The following is a 19,546-nucleotide window of genomic DNA, read 5'->3' as shown; positions in this document are numbered from 1 at the left end:
GATATCTAGCATGAAACGTTCACTACTTGCTGCGGGAGGAATCGTCGGCGTCTCAGCACTGCTCTTGAGTGCGTGCGCCTCCGAGCCCGCCAGCGAAGACGGCCCCCTCACCATCACCTACTCGAACTTCACCTCTGCCGGCGGAAACGAAGACAACCTGCAGACGATTGTTGATGCGTTCGAGGCGGAGAACCCCACCATCACCGTTGACATCACCACGCTTCCCTACGGTGACTACTTCACGACCTTGCAAACAGACCTCGCGGCCGGAACAGTGGCGGATGTCGTAGACACCAATTACGACTTCTTCCCACAATTGGCATCGAGCGGTTCGCTCGCCCCTCTCGAAGTGACTAACCCCGAGTCATACCGTGAGTCGCTCATCGACGCCTATGCCGTTGATGGCACGAGCTATGGACTACCCAGTTCGTTCTCCGACGTTGTGCTCTATTACAACGCTGACCTCTTCGATGCGGCCGGACTCGACTACCCGACGAGTGACTGGACCTGGGCTGACGAACAGGCAGCTGCTGACGCTCTCACCGATTCCGCTAGCGGAACTTGGGGCGACCACCAGCCTGTGTCGTTCTACGAGTTCTACAAAGTGCTCGACCAGAACGGTGCATCGTTCTTGAGCGACGACGGAACCTCCGTAGCGTTCAACACGCCCGCGGGCATCGAGGCAGCCGAGTGGCTCACCGACAAGAGCGGCACGGTGATGCCCACGATTGAAGAGGGACAGGGCACAGCAGACTTCGACACCAACCTGTTCCTCGAGGGCAAGCTCGGCATGATGCACTCCGGCATTTGGGTCTTCGGCGCCCTCGCCGACGCACCATTCACGTGGGACATTGCCGTAGAGCCCGGAAATACCCAACAGGCCAGCGCAGTGTTCTCCAACGCGGTAGGTGTGTCAGCAGCATCCGACCACATTGCCGAAGCGACGGCGTTTGCAGAGTTCTTGACGTCGTCCCAGACAATGATCGATGTCCGTCTCGACAGCGGTTGGGAACTGCCGCCGACAAGCGACGAAGACCAGCTCGCCGTCTACCTCACCAAGGACACCCCGGCTAACCGTCAGGCGGTCTTTGACTCGCTCGACTCGATTGCGCTCACCCCGCTCGTCGAGAACGGCCAGCAAGAGATGCAAGACATCGTGACCGAGGAACTGATCGAAGCACAAGCCGGGCGCAAGTCAGTCGCTGACGCTCTGGCCAGTGCTGAAGAACGCATCAACGCAGTAATCGGATAGCACGTCTCCCGAGTGAGGCTCATCCCGTTCACGCGGGGTGGGCCTCCCTCCCAGCTGGCCCAGGAGGGCACTTCATGACTTCACGCCCGGACGACGACTCCCTCGCGTCTCTCGCAGCGCACAGCGTCGAGCTGATCTCGGCGCTGCAGCACCCCAGCGGTGCGTACCCTGCGAGCCCCACCTTTTCGGCCTACACCGGCTACTCCTGGTTCCGCGACGGCGCCTTCATCGCTGATGGAATGTCGAGCGCCAACGCGATCGATTCCGCATCACGATTCTTCGACTGGTGTGCGAGCATCCTTATCGCTCGGCGGGGCCAGATCGAGACCATCGAGCGAGCCGAGGCGGCGGGCACTCCGCTCGATAACTCCCAGATGCTTGCTACCCGTTTCACCTTCGATGGCGCCGAGGGCGACGACGACTGGTGGGACTTTCAAACCGACGGCTACGGCACATGGGTGTGGGCGGTCGTAGCCCATGCTCAACGACACGATCTCGATCTCGATCGGTGGCGTGAAGGCATTGAGCTTTCCGTCCGCTATCTGCTCGCGACGTGGGAGCGCCCCTGCTTCGACTGGTGGGAAGAGTTTGAGACCGAACGTCACGTCTCAACGCTCGGCTGCGTCATTGCCGGGCTGAGTGCTGCGGCATCCACTGATGTGCTCTCGGTCGACGTCGCCACCCGTGCCAGAGATGCAGCGAGTGCTGCTCGCGAACTGATCGAGACGGACGGTGTTCGTGACGGCCACCTCGTCAAATGGCTGGGATCGGATGCCGTAGACGGCTCCCTTGCTGCCCTCATCTCTCCGCTGGCGGTTGTCGACGGCTCACGGACCCTTGCCAGGGCGACCGTAGCCCAGATCGACCACGACCTCACCGTCGACGGCGGTGTGCACCGCTACCTCGGCGACACGTTCTACGGCGGGGGCCAATGGCCACTACTGAGTTGCATGCTCGGCTTGGCCTTCGCAGCAGGCGGCAACACCGCACGCGCACGTAGCCAGCTGCAGTGGGCGGCGGAGACCGTGACCACAGATAATTTCCTGCCCGAGCAGGTCGACGATGACCTGCTTGACCCCAGCCGAGTCGCGGAATGGCGTGAACGCTGGGGGAGCGTGGCCACACCGCTGCTCTGGAGCCACGCGATGTACGTTCGCCTCGCCGTCGAGATTGGCGTGTACGTGCCGCCCGCACCCCCGATGGCGTCGTTAGCCACCACCGAAGCCCGTCACGGAAATGAAAGCGAGACCGACTAGTGCTGAGACATAGACCACTGGGCTCGGGGCATCCGTACTCAGTTGACACTGAGCAGCGTCACCCCGCCCTTCCGATTGCCGGCGAAGCTCTGCGCTTGGGAGTTCGTGCAACAGCGGATGTCGACGTTGTCACTCTCGAATGGGATGACGGAGAGTCGGTCACCGACTTCGCCCTCGAACGAGTGCAGCAGCGCTCGCGGGGCCAAGCCGTCGACGGCGGACACCTCGCGTCGGCGCAAGCGAAACTGGCACGAGCGAGCACCGGATTCGCTGTTGATGTTTCTGCACTCACCGCAGCGGCGCAGTATCGCTATCGGTTCGTCGGTGGCCCAACGGCGGCCCCGCGATCGCAGTCCACTCGGTGGTTCGACGTGCGAGTGGCCGGATGGCGCACTGCGCCCGATTCGATCGTCGCCGCTGACGAGGCGGTTGGTCGTGTCACCGGCAGCACCACTGTTCTCGACGACGGCGAACGCATCCACCGGGTTCGGTTCGCGCTGCGGCTCGACGAGCGTGAGCACGTCTCCGGGTTCGGTGAACGTTTTGATGCCCTCGACCAGCGCGGTGCACGCCTTGATTCGGTTGTTTTCGAGCAGTACAAGTCTCAGGGTGCGGAACGCAAGACCTATCTGCCGATGCCGTTTGCTCACGTTATTGGGGGACGCGGGTGGGGTTTCCATGTGCGCACCAGCAGACGTGTGTGGTTTGACGTAGCCGAGAGCGATGCCGGGATGTTGTGGATCGAATCCGAGGTTGATTCGCCCAGCGACGCATCCGACGTGCTGTCGGTTGGTGGCTATGCGGGAACTCCGGCGACGGTGCTCGATCAGTTTCTCGCTGAGGTCGGCCGTCCCGAAGTGTTGCCGAGCTGGGTTCACCGTTTGTGGGCGAGCGGCAACGAATGGAACACTCAAGCCGAGGTCATGCGTCAGATGGATGCGCATCGGGAGCACGGCATCCCGGTCGGGTCTGTTGTTATCGAGGCGTGGAGCGATGAGAGCACCTTCACGGTGTGGCGGGATGCGCAGTATGCGCCGAATGCGAACGGTGGGCCGCTGAGGCTCAACGACTTCAGTTTTCCCGCAGAAGGTGCCTGGCCTGACCCGAAAGGCATGATCGACGAGTTGCATGATCGCGATGTGCGCGTGCTGCTGTGGCAGATTCCGCTCATCAAGATGCGCCCCCATCCCGTGGGTCAAGCTCGGTTCGACGCCGAGGCAGCGCAGCGAGAGAACGTGCTGATTCAGGATGAGACGCCGCGCGGTGCGCTCAAGCCGTACCGCAATCGCGGTTGGTGGTTTCCGCTGTCGCTGATGCCTGACCTCACCGACGATCGTTCAGCTCAGTGGTGGACGGAGAAGCGTCGTTACCTCGTCGAGGATCTGGGTGTTGACGGTTTCAAAACTGACGGTGGTGAGCATGCGTGGGGTTCCGAACTTCACTATCAGGATGGCCGCCGTGGTGACGAAAAGAACAACACCTTCCCGGTTCACTATGCCCGTGCCTACGGCGATCTACTCAAGAGTGCTGGCAAAGCGCCAGTGACGTTCTCGCGCGCGGGGTACACCGGATCACAAGCGCACGGTGCCTTCTGGGCCGGAGATGAGAACTCTACGTGGGATGCCTTCCGCTGGTCGCTGTTCGCCGGGCTCAATGCGAGCGCGTGCGGCATCCTCTACTGGGGCTGGGATCTCGCTGGTTTCAGCGGTGATGTGCCCACGGCAGAGCTCTACGTTCGTTCACTCGCTGCCGCGGCCTTCGTGCCGATTATGCAGTACCACTCGGAGTTCAATCACCACCGATCGCCGAGTCGTGATCGAACGCCCTGGAACATCGCCGAGCAATCGGGGGATGCGCGCGTGCTCGAGATGAGTCGCAGCATCGTCGAACTGCGTGAACGTCTCGTGCCGTACCTCACCGCCGAAAGTGAGTGGGCCGTTTCTGCTGGCACGAACGTCATGCGGCCGCTGTTCTTCGACTGGCCCGACGACGAGCGCCTTTGGGGGCAACCGTTGCAGTGGATGCTCGGGCGCGACATTCTCGTATCGCCCGTGACTGACGAGGGCGCCACCGATCACACGGCGACTCTTCCTCGTGGTGACTGGGTGTACGCGTTCACTGGCGAACGGGTTGAGGGCGGCAGCGTCGATACACGCGCAGTGCCGTGGGAGCAGGTGCCTGTGTATGTGCGCGCTGAGGCCTGGGAACGACTGAAGTTTACGTTCGCGAACGAGACCTGAAGTGGTGTTCCTGAGGGCGATCGCACCGGGCAAATGCATCGCAGCCGAATTCGGGGGAAGCTGCGAAGAGATCGCCCTCAGGACACCGTGCTAGGCGACGTCTAAGACTGAGGGGGCGCGACAAGCGCGACCCGCACTATTGTGCACGACTACAGGGGGTTCGCGAAAGGTTTTCACCAATTTTTGTGGAGCGAGCACAATAAATCGTCCACACGTGCGGTTTTGGTAGGAGTTTCGGACAATACGTCCCTTGAATTCTCGCGGTTGTGGTGCAAAAAACGCGGCAGTCTCCGAAAACGCTGCCGCGCTTCTGGCGTGACTGGGCGCCCACTTGGGGCGCCCGGCGCAGTTGCGGTGCTGCGGCGGCTAGTTCAGCCCGCGACGGTTCAACAAAGGCTGCAATTCGGCGTCACGGCCGCGGAAATCGCGGAACGCCTCGAGCGGGTTCTTCGAGCCGCCCACACCGAGGAGTCGCGAACGGAAGCGGTCGCCGTTGGCACGGGTGAGCCCACCGTTTTCGGTGAACCACTCGACCGTGTCGGCGTCCAACACTTCACTCCAAATGTAGGAGTAGTAGCCGGCGTCATAGGCCGAGTTCGCGAAGATGTGCTGAAAGTAGGTGCTCGAGTACCGGGGTGGCACCGCGGCGTTGTCGAGGCCGACCTCAGCCAGCGCCTGCGCTTCAAACGCTGCGACATCCGTCACGTTGTCGTCGGCAGCTATGCGGTGCCAAGCCTGGTCGATGAGGGCGGCAGCGAGGTATTCGCTCGTGAGGAACCCCTCATTGAACGCGGCGCTGGCCTGAATGCGCTCCACAATCTCGCGCGGCATCGGTTCGCCTGTTTCGTAGTGCTTGGCGTAGTTGTCGAGAACCTCGGGCCAGAGCATCCACATTTCGTTGACTTGGCTGGGGAACTCAACAAAGTCGCGGTAGGTGTTGGTTCCGGCAAACTTGGGGTACGTCACGCGGGCGAAAAGCCCGTGCAGCGCGTGGCCAAACTCGTGGAACAGCGTGTTGACCTCGTCGTAGGTGAGGAGCGTCGTTTCGCCAGCAGCAGGCTTCGGCACATTGAGATTGTTGGTGACGATGACCGGATGCCCGAGGAGGTCCGACTGCGAGATGAGCGAGTTCATCCACGCTCCGCCGCGCTTGGAGTCGCGCGTGTAGAGATCGAGAGTGTAGAGGCCGACCTCGCTGCCATCCTCGTTCGTGACCTCGAAGACGCGCACGTCGGGGTGGTACGCCGGCAGGTCGCGACGTTCGGTGAAGGTAACGCCGTACAGCTGGGTCGCCGCAAAGAACACTCCGTCGCGCAGCACGCGCTCGGCCTCAAAGTAGGGACGCATCTGGGTGGTGTCGACGTTGTACTGCTCGGCCCGCACCTTCTCGGCATAGAACGCCCAGTCAGCTGCGGTTACCTCAGCGCCCGCAAGCTTCTCCAACGCGGCATGTTCCTCTCGCGCGTTGCGTGCCGCGGCCGGAGCGAGCTTGCCGAGCATGTCAGCGACTCGCTGCGGCGTCTGGGCGGTCTCATCGGCGGTGACCCAAGCGGCGTGGCTTTCGTAGCCGAGAAGGGCTGCACGCTGCGAACGCACCTTCGCAATCTCGAGCACGAGCTCGCGGTTATCGAACGTGCCACCGCGGATGCCGCGCGAGCGCGATGCTGCCAAAACACGGCCCCGAACGTCGGCGTTCTTCAACACCGAGAGGTGCGGCTGGTTCGTGGGCAGAATCAGAGTGATGAGGTATTTGCCTGTGAGTCCACGATCGTTGGCTGCACTGGCAGCCGCAGAAATCTCTGACGGTTCAAGACCATCAAGTTCCTGGATGCTGTCAACCACGATCGCAAGATCGTTGGTGTCGGCAAGCAGGTTCTTTTCGAACTTCGTGGTGAGGGTCGAGAGGCGCGAGTTGTAGTCGCGCAAGGTCGCTTTGGCATCTTCGGAGAGGCCGGCACCGGCAAGGGTGAACTCGGTGAAATAGCGCTCAACAAGGTAGCGAGCTTCGGCATCCAACTCGGTGTCGTCGAGTCCTTCATTGATGCTGCGGATGCGTTCGTAGAGCGCGCTGTTGAGGCTGATGGCGTCGTTGTGCGCGGCAAGTTGGGGAGCGATGACTTCTTCGAGTGCATCCGAGGCTGCATCGCCGTCGGCGGACGTCTTGTTGAAGAACACGGTGGCGACTCGGTTGAGCAGCTGACCGCTCTTTTCAAGCGGGATCATCGTGTTCTCGAACGTGGGCGTGTCTGGCTGCGAGGTGATCGCTTCAATCTCTGCGAGCTGCTCTGCCATGCCTTTGTCGAAGGCGGGCGCGAAGTGCTCATCTTCGATGTCGGCAAAGGGTGGCATGCCGAACGGCAGGGTGCTGGGCTCAAAGAAAGGATTGGTCATTCATCTACCCTATTCTCGGAAGATGACGAGCGAGCGATATACCCACGGGCATCACGAAAGTGTTTTGAAGTCTCACACGTGGCGCACGATCGCTAACTCGGCCGCGTACTTCGAGCCCCACCTTGAGGCGGGGCTCTCGTTGCTCGATATCGGGTGTGGGCCGGGCACGATCACTGCTGAGTTTGCCGAGCGGCTGACTCCTGGTCGTGTTGTGGGGCTGGATGCCGCTCCCGCAGCGATCGAAAAAGCGTCGGCTTTCACTGCCGACAACCTGAGCTTCATCGTGGGTGATGCGTATGCGCTGCCGTTCGATGACAACAGTTTCGATCTCGTGCATTCGCATCAGACTCTGCAGCATTTGGGCGATCCTGTTGCGGCTCTTGTGGAGATGAAGCGGGTTGCCAAGCCGGGTGGGCTCATTGCGGTGCGTGATGTGGATTATGCGGGCACCATTTGCTTTCCCGAGTTGCCGGGGCTGAAGGTCTGGGCTGATGTGTACGACGCCGTACACCGCAGCAATGGGGGAGAGCCGAATGCGGGCCGGCGGCTGAAGTCGTGGGCTCTGCAGGCGGGATTGGCTGACGTCACTACGTCGGCATCGATCTGGAACTTTTCCGACGAAGTCGACCGGGAGTGGTGGGGCAGCATGTGGGAGGCGCGAGTGCTGGAATCGGCTTTCGCCGAGGACGCTCTGAGCAAGTCGTTGGCGACGCAGGATGTGTTGCAGCAGATCAGCAGTGCGTGGCGTGAGTGGGCTGATTCGGCTGAGGGATGGATGGCGATGCCGCACGGGGAGATCCTGGCGCGCGTTTAGCAGCCGATTCCGGTGGGGTTGGCGATGCAGTCTTGGTCGACGAGCACTGTGGTGGCGTGCCCTGCTGTGGCGGTGAGGGGTGGCGCGACGATGGTGAGGGTGCCGACGACGTTCTGCCAGTTGCTGCCGGCGACACGGTATTCGGCGGCATAGGTGACGGCGAGGGTGATGGTGTAATTGCCGGGTTCTTCGAAAACGTGGCTGGTGGGTGTCGGATCAAACTCGGTGATCCGGTATTTGGCCCAGGTTTTGCCGGGGTTGCTAGTGGTTGCGGTGCTGCCGTCGCCGTAGTCCCAGTTGTAGGAGGAGGGCGTGAATCTGACTTGGGCGGTGCCGCCGAAGAGAGTGCCGTCTACGACGTGGGCGGATGCGTTTGCGTAGAAGTTGGTGTCGAGGCCGACGATCATCCACTGGTTAGGTTGCATGCCGGCGGCGGGGGGTCGAGGGCGGAAGGTCGCGATGTCGGAGATGGTGATCGGCCCAGTGTCTCCATCAGCGTCCTCGGCCGGGGGAGTCCACGGCACGCATTCAAGGCGCTGAATGTCGCACCAGGCTTCCTCAACGCTGTCGAGCTCATCGTCGACGGGAATGTAGGCGACGCCGTCAGCCTCGTAGCCGGAGTCGTAGTTCCCGTCGCCTGAGCCTGGCAGAACAGCGGAGCCTTCAATCTCTACGGCGCCTGTGTCGGACTCCGCCGTCGCACATTGACCGGCGACATTCGCCTCGAAGCTACAAGCCATAGCGGGCAGGGGACTCGCTGCGTCGCCGATTAGAAAGCAACTGCCGAGCAAGGCGCCCCCAATTACTAGCAATAGCGCCCTGCGAGGGTTCAACATGCGTCGGTGCTCCATATGTCGCGAGCCGAGACAAGTAGCGTATTCGAGTCAGGGCTGAGGTCGAAGACGACTTGCATTGTCATCGCCGACACCGGGGCTTTCGGCCCAATTTTTTCGCCGTCACGGTAAATTGACAACTTTGACAAGTCGTCGCAGAGGTACACCGCGATCACCTCATTTGGAGAAGAATCGCGCGAATAGCGCTGGAGAACGACTTGATCAAAGGATTCGTCGCCGACTAGGTAGCGACCATCGGCTACCCGCTCCTCAAACTCCTCAAGCAGTTCAACCAAGTGCTCTCCGCTAGCAACGCTGGACAAAGCAGCCGGGTCAGTCACGCCTTCTCGATATGTCTCGAGCGACACCCGCGTGTATTCCGCATATGCCTCTTCAGCCGCAGCCAGCGCTTCTTCGTCGCTCGCGTAGGGCGCGACGAAGGTTGAGGTTGGCGCAGGTGCGGTACTCGCGTCGGAGGGCACGCAGCCACTCAACGTGGCGAGGAGGAGGGTGCCAATCGACAGTCGTAGGAGATTCGGTTGGCGCATACTACGACGCTAAACATCTGGGGCGATTGTGGTGCTCAACTATCCACAAGACCAGGTGTTGCTCGCTCCGGGCTGACGAGTGCGTAAGCACTGGCGCGGAGCGGGCAACAATCAATGTGGCTAGGAGCTAGGTGCCTTAGGAAGCAGCTTCTTCGACGGAAACGCTGCCATCGGCACCTTGGCGAACGGTGGTGCCATCGTCCAGTTCTGCGACCGGGCGCGATTCAAGCCAGGTGAGCGTCCAACGCCACGCGCTCGTATCGAGGTGAGCGACATCCGCTTCAACGCCGGCAATCGCTTCGCGCATTTCTGCGGAAAGACGTTCGGGCACAGCTGCGCCGACCGACCATCGTGTGCCGAGCTGCACTACACGCTCTTTTCGTACAAGATCCACGACGTGCGGTCAGCAACCTTGTCGTAGAGGCGCTTCGCGCTGTCATTCTCTTTGTTGGTGATCCAGCGGAGCTTTCCGCCACCGTCTTCTGCTGCACGGGCAGCGATGTCATCGATGATCGTTCCGGCAACTCCGGCACCACGGTGCTCAGGGTCAACGTAAAGGTCATCCATGAACCAACCCCACGAAGCGGTGAAGGTATCGGGCAGGCGACGGTAGAGACCAAAGGCACACACAAGTCCGGGATCGGGTGCGCCCTCAGGAGCTACAGCAACGACTGCGTTGAGTTGTGCTGAGTCATCCATGAGCCATTCCCAGACACCCTGAACGATGGCATCGGTGAACTCGGTTTCGTAGAAAACTCCGTAATTGACGAAGTGATCTTTCCAGACTTCGAAATCGGCTTCTTGAATATCGCGAACGGTGTACGAAGGCTTCTCTGAGTTCGTCATTTACTCAACAATACGCGGTTTTGGGGTTCGACGCCGAACTCGACGCCGAACCCTTTGCCGGACTTTAGGCCGAAGCTTCGGGTGCTGCCTCAACCAAAACGATGTCGCGAACCTCAATCTCTTCCGCTTCAACAATCGTGAGGTCGTGGATGCGACCCACAGCCTTCAAATCGTCGATGGCGGCAGCGATCAGGGCTGGGCCCGCGAGGGTAGCCGAGGTCACTTCAGTCTTCTGCGAAGCCTTCGCGTCTGTTTTAGCGCGACGGATGCTGATGAGCGCTTGGCTAACCGCGTGGAACAGCCCGCTCGGCTCTGCTGTAACACCGAGTTCGTCGGCGGTCGGCCACGACGCGGAGTGCACTGAGGTGTCGTGCGTCCAGCGCCAGACCTCTTCGGTAGCGAAGGGGAGGTAGGGCGCGAAGAGACGCAAGAACACGTCGATGGCGGTGTGCAACGCACGGTTGGCGCTTGCCTGGGCTTCGGGAGTTCCGGCGCCATAGGCACGTTCCTTCACGAGTTCGAGGTAGTCGTCGCAGAAGGTCCAGAAGAACTTCTCGGTGGTTTCAAGTGCCTTGGCGTGATCAAAGTTTTCCAGAGCCGTGGTGGCCTGATCAACGACCGACGCTAGCTCGGCGAGCATTTCGAGGTCGAGCGCTTCGGTAACGACGGCAGTCGAGCCCGCAGCAACAGTGGGCGCCGGGAACGAGTAAACGAACTTCGACGCGTTCAGGACCTTGATCGCGAGTCGGCGACCGATCTTGATCTGCTTCGGGTTCTGCGGGTCAAACGCCGCGTCAGTACCGAGGCGACTGGATGCTGCCCAGTAGCGAACCGCATCCGAACCGTGGTCATCGAGCATGCCCTTAGGCGTAACAACGTTGCCCTTCGACTTCGACATCTTCTTGCGGTCGGGGTCGACGATGAAGCCGGAGATGCCGGCGTTCTTCCACGGCACCGTTCCGTGCTCGAGTTCGGAGCGCAGCGCGGTCGAGAACAACCACGTACGAATGATGTCTTGGCCCTGACTGCGCAGCGAGTAGGGGAAGACGACGTCGAAGAGCTCGGGGTCGGTCTCCCAACCACCAGCAATCTGCGGGGTCAACGACGAGGTCGCCCAGGTGTCCATGATGTCGAGTTCGCCCTCGAAGCCACCGGGAACACCACGCTGGTCTTCCGTGTAGCCGGGAGCGGTGTCTGAGGACGGGTCGATCGGCAGCGAAGCTTCGCTGGGGACGATCGGGGCACCCTTTTCGCCGTCGGCGTCGAGCTCGTACCAGACGGGGATCGGCACACCGAAGAAGCGCTGGCGCGAAATGAGCCAGTCGCCCGTGAGGCCACCAACCCAGTTGTCGTAGCGAACACGCATGTGATCGGGGGTGAAGTTGATCTGCTTACCGGCCTCAAGAAGGCGGCTGCGCAGCTTCTCATCGCGGGCACCATTAGTGATGTACCACTGGCGCGTCGAAATGATCTCGAGAGGCTTGTCGCCCTTTTCGAAGAACTTCACCTGGTGCTGAATCGGCTTCGCGTCGCCGATCATTTCGCCAGACTCCTTGAGCAGAGCGACCATGGCGGCCTTCGCGCTGAAGACCGTCTTGCCCGCGAGTTCTGCATAGGCAGCCTGAGCGGCGTCGCCCGCGATGACATCGGGGGCGTCGGCAATGATGCGACCGTCGGCACCGATGATGGTGCGGTTCGGCAGATCGAGCTCGCGCCACCAGACAACGTCAGTGACATCACCGAAGGTGCAAATCATCGCGATTCCGGAACCCTTGTCTTGCTGAGCAAGGTGGTGGGCCAGGATCGGAACCTCAACACCGAAGATCGGCGTCGTGACCATCGTGCCGAAGAGGTGCTTGTAACGCTCGTCATCGGGGTGAGCCACGAGCGCAACACACGCCGGTAGAAGCTCGGGGCGCGTCGTCTCAATGTGGATGTCGTCGCCATCCGCCTGGTGGAAAGCAAGACGGTGGTAGGCGGCTGGCTGCTCTTTGTCTTCGAGCTCGGCCTGCGCAACAGCGGTGCGGAACGTGACATCCCACAACGTCGGAGCGAACGCCTGGTAGGCCTCGCCACGGTCAAGGTTGCGCAAGAATGCACGCTGAGCAGCACGCTGAGCGTCGTCACCGATGGTGCGGTAGGTGAGGTTCCAGTCAACGCTCAAACCAAGCTGGCGCCAGAGGTCTTCGAACTGCTTCTCGTCTTCGGCGGTCAGCGTCTCGCACAACTGAACGAAGTTGCGACGAGAAATGGGCAACTGCGCGGCAGCCTTTGTTGACTTGCCTTCGCCACCCTGCTGAGGAGGCTCGAAGCCTTCGTCATAGGGGAGCGTGGGGTCGCAGCGCACACCGTAGTAGTTCTGAACCCGACGCTCGGTGGGCAGACCATTGTCATCCCACCCCATCGGGTAGAAAATCTCCTTGCCACGCATGCGCTGGAAGCGAGTAACCAAGTCCATGTGGGTGTAGCTGAAGACGTGGCCGATGTGCAGGCTTCCGGATGCCGTCGGCGGGGGAGTGTCGACCGAGAATACGCAGTCAGAACCATCGGTGAGCGCCTTCTGGCGATCGAACCGGTAGGTGCCTTCGTTCTCCCACACGGGAGCCCATTTGTCTTCGAGACCTTCTAGGGCAGGCTTTTCGGGAACGCTCGACGACATAATTTCTCCGGTTCGATATGTGCGGCACCGAGTCAAAGAAGAGGTGCCTGAGTGTGAGGTGTACTACCAATCGTAACGGACGGCGTCGCATGAGGTTGCGCCGCGCGAGGACGTCTAGTTCTTTGTCACTGTGACCGTTTTGTGGGTGAGGTTTCCCGCCGCATCCTCGAGCGTCACCGTGTAAATCTCAGTCTCGTTGCTGCACTGGTAGTCGAAGGTGTACGTCGCGGTGGTGGGAACCTCTTCATACGGCTCCTCCTTCGCGTTGGTGGTGCGCACCCCAAACCACGCCATGGTTGCGTTGGCGCTGCTCCAGGCAAAAGTGAGCTGACTTGTGGGGTTCGCAGCGGTGCAGTTTGCACTGGTGGGCGCGCTGAAGGTGGCGAATGACGGACTCGCGGTTGCGGGCGGCGGAGCAGTCGTCGGCTCAGCAGTCGGCTCTGCTTCCTCCGTGGCAGAAGTGCTGGGCGTGGGAGTCTCGCTCGGTGTGGCCGAAGGGCTTTCCGTTGGCACTGGCGTGATGTCGCCACCAGACCCGCGAGAGAACAGCAACGTCAGCATGATGACGACTGCGATCAGCAGCACCCCGCCAATGATCGACAAGATGATGAGCAGCTTGCGCGACTTGGGTTCCGGCGATGACGGAGGATCGACCGGAGGCCCGACCGGAGGCTCACCGCCACCCGGAGGTGGTGCTGCTCCCGCCGGCTCAAACCGCACCGTGGGCGCGTCACCATTCTGCGCATCGAAACGTTTGGTTGGTTGATCGTCACTCATGGCTTAGCTCCAAGATGGGGGATCATGCAAGCAGTCCAGCGTGGCTGAAGCCTAACCCCGCGCTTCGACCCTGTCGAGAGGATCTCAGCAACCGCGCAGCTCAGCGATCGTGTGGTGAGAGAGGTGCCAGCGCGGTGTCGAACGCACGGTGCACGAAGGGTTCGAGTCGTCCGCGCCTCGGACCGGCATTGGCCCACTCTTGGGCAGCAGAGACGACACACGCGATGAGAGCGTAGGCCTGCGTGCGCGCGGTCGCCGCATCCACCCCGTGGCGTTCGAGGAAGCCACTCAGTAGGCGAGCCTGCGTCGCAAAGCGGCTCATTGCTGACGCCTGCAGCTCCGTCGCGCTGCCAATCAGGTCGTACTGGGTGAGCACAAAAGGCACGTGGCGCGATTCCAGCTCGGCCAGCGAACGCAGCATCGCCTGACGGATGGCGAGTAGGGCGGATGCCGCGTCGCCGGTGTCGGTCGGCTGATCAGCCAGCGCCGCCCTCAGCCGCTCGGTCGCGGCATCCAGTTCGACCCAAAATACTTCGCCCTTAGCGTCGAAATAGTTGAAGAACGTATTGCGGCTCACCCCGGCACGGGTAGCGATCTGATCGACGGTGGTGCCGGTGTAGCCGTTCTCGATAAACAACTCGAAGGCAGCCTCTTGCAGGAGTTCGCGGGACGCAGCGGGTGGGCGACCACGGGTGGGAGCGCGGGGAGGTGTCACCGCATCATCCTCTCACTCGCGGGAGAGCCGCAATTAACGAGCGGGTATACGGATGCTGTGGCGCGATAAAGATTTCATCCGTCGGGCCCGTCTCCACAATGCGGCCCTCGTTGATGACGGCCACCCGATCGCTCATGTGGCGAATCACCCCAAGGTCGTGAGAGATGAAGAGATAGCTGAGGTGAAAGTGGCGCTGCAGCTCGTCGAGCAGATTCAGCACGCGGGCCTGAGTGGAAACATCCAGTGACGACACCGGCTCATCACAGAGGATCGTCTGCGGCCCCGGCGCGAGCGCGCGAGCAATTGCCACCCGCTGGCGCTGGCCGCCCGATAAGAGCAGCGGGCGACGGTTCTTCACCGCGCGGGGCAGACCGACAGCATCGAGTAGTTCATCTGGCGTCGTCAGTGACTGGTGGTTCGCGAATGCTCCAGCGCTCAACGCATCGGTGAGGATGCGCTCGACGCTCAGGCGAGGATCGAAGGAGCTCAAGGCATCCTGATAGATCGCACCCAGCGTTGGACGCAGCGGTCGGCGCTCGCGGGCACTCAGCGACCCCCACTCCTGGCCGGCGAGCAGCACTTCGCCGCTGTCCGCTGTCTCCAGGCCAAGGGCGATGCGCGCGATGGTGGTTTTGCCGGAGCCAGACTGGCCGACAAGGCCCAGAGTGGTGCCGGAAGCGAGGGTGAGAGAAACGTTGTCGAGCGCTTGAATCGCCGCCCCGTGTGGGGTGGGATAGCGGCGAGATACACCGCGCAGTTCGAGCGCCGGTAGCGAGGAAGCGGCGGCGGTAGCCGTGGCAGCAGCTCTGGCGCTCGCGGAAGTGTTGGGGAGTGTGACGGCTTCGGCATCCGATGGCAGCGTCAGAGGAATACCGCGCGGCACGTCAACCGGAATGGCTGCGAGCAACTGCTGGGTCGGCACTGTCGCCGGCGCTCGCAGCAAGGCCTTCGTTTCACCGGTCTCCACAATGCGGCCTTCGCTCATTACCGCCACACGATCGGCGACGCGAGAGACAACGGCCAAGTCGTGGGTGATGAGGATCATGGCGGTGCCGTTGTTGCGCAACGACGACAGCAAGTCGAGCACGCGCGCTTGCACCGTGACATCGAGAGCGGTGGTGGGCTCGTCGGCGATGATGAGGGCAGGGCCGGCCGCGATTCCGGCAGCGATGAGGGCGCGTTGGCGCAGCCCGCCCGAGAGTTCGCCGGAGCGTTGCCGGGCTCGCAGCGCAGGATCGGGAATGCCCACGGCATCCAGCAGCTCAAGCACACGAGCCTGACGTTCACGCTGGCTGAGGGTGGTGTGTAGCCGCAGCACATCATCGATTTCGCGGCCGACCGGGCGCAGCGGGTCGAGTGACACGAGCGCATCCTGCAACACCAGCCCAATGGATGCTCCGCGAATCGTTCGCCACCGTCGAGCACCGGGTGCCGGAAGGCTTTCTCCCGCCAGACTCAACTCGCTGAAGCTCACGTGGGCTCCGGCGGGCGCAAGCCCGAGCAGGGAGCGGGCTGTGACGCTCTTGCCTGATCCCGACTCTCCGACGATGGCGAGGCATTCGCCAGCGGCTACATCGAAGCTCACGCCATCGACGGCCGGGCGGGCGGTGCGGTCGAAGTGCACGCTGAGGTTGCTCACACGCAGGAGCGGGGTGGCGGTCATCCGCGGGCCTCCTGGCGGGTGCGGGCGTTGAGGGCGCGGCCGAGCACCGTGAACGATGCGGCGGTCGCGACGATGGCGAGACCGGGGAAGACCGTGAGCCACCAGGCGACGTCGATGTAGGTGCGGCCGCTCGAGAGCATGGCGCCCCATTCGGCGGCGGGCGGGGCGACACCGAGCCCGAGGAAACCGAGCGAGGACGCCCACACGATGGCTTGACCAACGCCAAGGGTGCCGAGCACAAAGATGGGGGAGAGTGCGCCGGGCAGAATGTGTTGCCACACGATGCGCGCCCGCGAATGGCCGAGAACGGTCGCTGCCTCCACGTAGCTGGCGTTGCGAACACTCCGCAGTTGGCTGCGGATGATGCGGGCGTAGCCGGGCGCGGTTGAGAGGCCAACCGCCACGGTCGAGGTGACCACTCCGGGCCCGGCGATCGCGATGAACACGAGCGCGAGCAGCAGGCCGGGAAGAGCAAACATGACCTCGACGATGCGGGTGCTCACGAAGTCGCCGAGTCTGCTGCCGAGCCCGCCTAGGAGCCCGAGAATGAGCGCAAGGCCCAGCCCGACCGCGGTGGCGGCGATTCCGATGAGGAGAGAGTTTCCGGCGCCGAAGACGACGCGGGTGTACACGTCGCGACCCGACTCATCGGTGCCGAAGAAGTGGGCAGCCGAGGGTGATTGGAAGGCCTCGGCAGGGGCAACGGCATCCGGGTCAGCGGTCGTGATGAGCTGCGGTGCGAGAGCAGCAGTCAGAATAAGCGCAAGCACGGCCAGAGCGATGATGACGCCCGTGTTGCGCAGCCACCCGCCGCGGCCTCGGATGCCGGGAGCGCGCCCCGCAGGCTGCGAGAGGCGGCCAGCCAAGATTTCGGTCATCGTGCTGCCACCTCCGTAACGCGAGGGTCGACGATGCGGTCAACGACATCCGTTGCGATCGTGACGATGATGAAGGTCAGTGCCGAGAGCAGGGCGACGGCGGTGACGACGGGAATGTCGCGGATGGTGACGGCACTGAGGAGGGTTCTGCCGAGGCCCGGCCGCGCGAAGATTGTCTCGACGACAACGGCGCCGCTCAGGAGCGAGCCGAAGGCCCAGCCGGAGAGGGAGATGCCGGGAAGGGCTGCGTGGCGCAGCACGTGACGAAGTCGCACACCCCATTCGCTTTCGCCGCGTGCCCGCGCCGAGAGCACGAAGGGTTGTTCGTAGGCGTTGGTGAGGGATTCGCGCATCACTTGGCCGAGGAAGCCGGTGAGGGGCAGAGCAAGGGTGAGCACGGGCAGAACAAGACCGAGGGGGCCGGGGACGCTAATCGGGGGAAGCCAATGCAACGTATTGCTCAGCAGAATGATGAGCAGCGATGCCAACCAAAAATGGGGAACGGCAGCCGCCAAGAGTTCGAGCCCGGACCCCAACGCGCGCGCAACGCGACCGCGACCGCTCGTCGCCAGCGTAAGAGCAAGGGCGCCCAGCCAGGCCACCACAAGAGAAACGATCGTGAGCACGAGCGTCGACCAGAGTTGCGTCAGTACATAGGGAGCCACTGCCACCTTGAGGGCGTACGACGTGCCGAAGTCGGCGACCGCGAGCTTGCCCATCGCCAGAAAATACTGAACGATCAGCGGCTGGTCGAGACCATAATCGGCGCGAATCTGAGCCACCGCTTCGGCAGACGCTTGCGAACCCGGCCCACCCAGAATCGCATCCACCGGATCGCCCGGAATCAGACGCAGAGCAAAGAAAATGACCGTCGCAACAGCCCACAGCACAAACACACCGCCGCCAACGCGGCGCGCGATCCACCCCAGCGACCGCAATCGGGTCGCTGGGGTGGAGACACTCGCTACTGCAGGAGCGTCAGTCGAAACCGTCACAGAGGGCGTTCCTCTAGTTACTCAACCACGCATCGTAGAACGTTGGCGCTGCCACGGGAGGCAACGCCCGGAACCCCTCGACGCTCGTGCTGTAGAGGTAGTGGTTCTGTTGGTCATACAGGGGCAGAACATAGAAACCGTCAACAATGATCGACTGAGCCTCGGCGTACAGGTCTTGGCGCTCGCTGGCATCCGATGTTTCGCTGGCCGTCGTGAGGAGGGCATCGAGGGCGGGGTCACTCAGCTGGGCCAGGTTCGCGTAGTAGCCGCTCGGCGCCGGAATGATCGAATCGGAGTGGTACAGGATGCGCAGCACGTCAGCGCCGACCTTCGTGTACGGAGCGCTCACGAGGTTGTACTCGTTCGTGAACAGAGCGCCATACCAGGACGACAAATCTGTCGGCTGCAGAATGACCTCAAAACCGACGTCCTTAGCGGAAGCCTGAATCTGCTCAAACAGTGACTGCTCAGCGGGGATCGACTGGTTTGTGCTGATCGGGAACGTCAGGCTCAGGCGCTCGCCGTCTTTCGTGCGGTACCCGTCGGAGTCGATCGTGTCCCAGCCTGCCTCGTCGAGCAGGGTCTTAGCTGCCTCCGGGTCGGTGGTGAACACGTCAGGGGTCGAGGTGCCCGCGGCTTCGACGCTCGAGAGCACCGAATACGAACGCTCGGCCGTTCCAAAGAACAGGCTCTCGATTCCAGGGTTTACATCCACAGACCGGATGAAGGCTTCGCGCACCCGGATGTCGTCGAACGGTGCCTTGCCCGAGTTCAGTTCGATGCGGTTGGCGGCGCCGGGGCGCGGTGCATCGAGTTCTTCGATGGTGGCCACGTCGGCGGCGGACGAGATGTTGTTGGGCTGCGCGTTATCGATCACGTCAACGTCGCCCGACTGGAGGGCGGCATAGCGGGTGGCGGCATCCGGAATGAAGCGCCACTCAATAGCGTCGAGACGGGCCGCACCGGTGTGCTCGGCGTCAGCGGGAGCCGAGTTGTAGTCCTCGTTGCGTTCGAGGGTGATCGACTGCTGCTTGACCCAATCGGTCACGATGAAGGGTCCGGTTCCTACAGGGCTCTCACAGTTGGTGGCTTGGTCGCGTTCGAGCGCGGTAGGGGACTGGATGCTCACCCACGGCTGCGAGAACGATTCGAGTAGCGCGCTGTCTGGCGCCGACAGGGTGAAGCGCACCTGATCGGCGGCGACGGCTTCGATGCCGTCGATCTTGCCCACGGCGAGGTAGCCCGTTGAGGAAGCGGTTTCGGGGTCTTTCAAGTGCTCGATGTTCGCTTTGACGGCCTCAGCATCAAAGGGGGTGCCGTCGGTGAAGTTCACATCGTCACGCAGAGTGAAGTCCCACGTGAGGCCGTCTTCGCTCTCGATCCAGTCGGTGGCGAGCCACGGGATGATCTCGCCGTCGCTGTTCTTCGAGACGAGCGATTCGAGGTACTGGGTGCTGATGAGTCCCTGCGGGTAGTTGCCGCCGACGTGCGGGTCGAGGCAGCCGGGCTCAGCATCCCCGGTCGCGTACACGAGCGTGCCGCCGTCAACGGGCTCAGCAGCCGGTTCGCTGGCCGCTGTGCAGCCGGCAAGCAGTGCGGCGCTGGCCGCTATCGAGAGGGGGAGGAACAGGATGCGGGGCGCGTTCACGTGGATCCTTTTGTGGGGGAGGAATGCTGCT

Annotated in this window: 16 protein-coding genes; 4 read left to right on the top strand and 12 right to left on the bottom strand. The window is 62.4% G+C overall.

Annotated elements, in window-relative coordinates:
- The first annotated feature begins 10 nt into the window (after window positions 1–10).
- The 3 genes from I6E81_RS02915 to I6E81_RS02905 all read left to right on the top strand — a co-directional run bounded on the left by I6E81_RS02915 (window position 11) and on the right by I6E81_RS02905 (window position 4,748).
- Window positions 11–1,252 (top strand): sugar ABC transporter substrate-binding protein, encoded by a 1,242-nt coding sequence (locus tag I6E81_RS02915; protein ID WP_197105906.1) that lies wholly within the window; start codon window positions 11–13, stop codon window positions 1,250–1,252.
- 74 nt (window positions 1,253–1,326) lie between these two features.
- Window positions 1,327–2,508, top strand: a complete 1,182-nt coding sequence (locus I6E81_RS02910; protein ID WP_197105905.1) for a glycoside hydrolase family 15 protein — start codon at window positions 1,327–1,329, stop codon at window positions 2,506–2,508.
- On the top strand, window positions 2,508–4,748 hold the full coding sequence (locus I6E81_RS02905; protein WP_197105904.1) for a TIM-barrel domain-containing protein: 2,241 nt from the start codon (window positions 2,508–2,510) through the stop codon (window positions 4,746–4,748). The genes I6E81_RS02910 and I6E81_RS02905 overlap by 1 nt, the downstream gene beginning before the upstream one ends.
- A gap of 366 nt (window positions 4,749–5,114) precedes the next feature.
- Here I6E81_RS02905 and I6E81_RS02900 read toward each other — a convergent pair whose 3' ends face one another.
- Entirely contained in the window at window positions 5,115–7,139 is a 2,025-nt protein-coding gene (locus I6E81_RS02900) for a M3 family metallopeptidase (protein WP_197105903.1), read from the bottom strand.
- Window positions 7,140–7,161: 22 nt separating this feature from the next.
- Between I6E81_RS02900 and I6E81_RS02895 the strand changes: the two genes are divergently transcribed.
- Complete coding sequence (locus tag I6E81_RS02895; RefSeq protein WP_197105902.1) at window positions 7,162–7,953, top strand: class I SAM-dependent methyltransferase; 792 nt, start codon at window positions 7,162–7,164, stop codon at window positions 7,951–7,953.
- On the opposite strand, the gene I6E81_RS02890 is transcribed toward I6E81_RS02895, so the two are convergent.
- From I6E81_RS02890 to I6E81_RS02840, 11 genes are all read right to left on the bottom strand, one after another.
- Window positions 7,950–8,693, bottom strand: coding sequence for a PKD domain-containing protein (locus I6E81_RS02890; RefSeq protein WP_231603844.1), 744 nt, complete (start codon window positions 8,691–8,693; stop codon window positions 7,950–7,952). The two genes, I6E81_RS02895 and I6E81_RS02890, sit on opposite strands and share 4 nt — an antisense overlap.
- An 89-nt stretch (window positions 8,694–8,782) precedes the next feature.
- Complete coding sequence (locus I6E81_RS02885) at window positions 8,783–9,334, bottom strand: hypothetical protein (RefSeq protein WP_197105901.1); 552 nt, start codon at window positions 9,332–9,334, stop codon at window positions 8,783–8,785.
- A gap of 136 nt (window positions 9,335–9,470) precedes the next feature.
- Complete coding sequence (locus I6E81_RS02880; protein WP_197105900.1) at window positions 9,471–9,701, bottom strand: hypothetical protein; 231 nt, start codon at window positions 9,699–9,701, stop codon at window positions 9,471–9,473.
- Window positions 9,701–10,180: a GNAT family N-acetyltransferase gene (locus tag I6E81_RS02875; protein WP_197105899.1), complete on the bottom strand. Its 480-nt coding sequence runs from the start codon at window positions 10,178–10,180 to the stop codon at window positions 9,701–9,703. Before I6E81_RS02875 ends, I6E81_RS02880 begins: the two co-directional genes overlap by 1 nt.
- A 64-nt stretch (window positions 10,181–10,244) precedes the next feature.
- Window positions 10,245–12,839 carry a valine--tRNA ligase gene (gene valS, locus I6E81_RS02870; protein ID WP_197105898.1) on the bottom strand — a complete coding sequence of 865 codons (2,595 nt, stop codon included), beginning with the start codon at window positions 12,837–12,839 and terminating at the stop codon, window positions 10,245–10,247.
- Window positions 12,840–12,953: 114 nt separating this feature from the next.
- Window positions 12,954–13,616, bottom strand: coding sequence for a hypothetical protein (locus tag I6E81_RS02865; protein ID WP_197105897.1), 663 nt, complete (start codon window positions 13,614–13,616; stop codon window positions 12,954–12,956).
- Window positions 13,617–13,716: 100 nt separating this feature from the next.
- Window positions 13,717–14,331, bottom strand: a complete 615-nt coding sequence (locus I6E81_RS02860; RefSeq protein ID WP_197105896.1) for a TetR/AcrR family transcriptional regulator — start codon at window positions 14,329–14,331, stop codon at window positions 13,717–13,719.
- Between the two features lie 4 nt (window positions 14,332–14,335).
- The gene (gene nikE / locus I6E81_RS02855) at window positions 14,336–15,994 is read right to left on the bottom strand and encodes an ABC transporter ATP-binding protein (RefSeq protein ID WP_197105895.1); all 1,659 of its coding nucleotides are present in this window, start codon (window positions 15,992–15,994) and stop codon (window positions 14,336–14,338) included.
- On the bottom strand, window positions 15,991–16,872 hold the full coding sequence (locus I6E81_RS02850; protein ID WP_197105894.1) for an ABC transporter permease: 882 nt from the start codon (window positions 16,870–16,872) through the stop codon (window positions 15,991–15,993). The genes nikE and I6E81_RS02850 overlap by 4 nt, the downstream gene beginning before the upstream one ends.
- Window positions 16,869–17,867, bottom strand: coding sequence for an ABC transporter permease (locus I6E81_RS02845; RefSeq protein WP_197105893.1), 999 nt, complete (start codon window positions 17,865–17,867; stop codon window positions 16,869–16,871). Before I6E81_RS02845 ends, I6E81_RS02850 begins: the two co-directional genes overlap by 4 nt.
- A 13-nt stretch (window positions 17,868–17,880) precedes the next feature.
- Window positions 17,881–19,515: an ABC transporter substrate-binding protein gene (locus I6E81_RS02840; RefSeq protein WP_197105892.1), complete on the bottom strand. Its 1,635-nt coding sequence runs from the start codon at window positions 19,513–19,515 to the stop codon at window positions 17,881–17,883.
- Between the last annotated feature and the right edge of the window lie 31 nt (window positions 19,516–19,546).

Origin of the sequence: Salinibacterium sp. NG22 (assembly GCF_015864925.1) — a bacterium.
Lineage (GTDB): Bacteria > Actinomycetota > Actinomycetes > Actinomycetales > Microbacteriaceae > Rhodoglobus.
The sequence above is the reverse complement of the archived record's forward strand: the minus strand, read 5'-3'. Positions and strand labels throughout refer to the sequence as shown.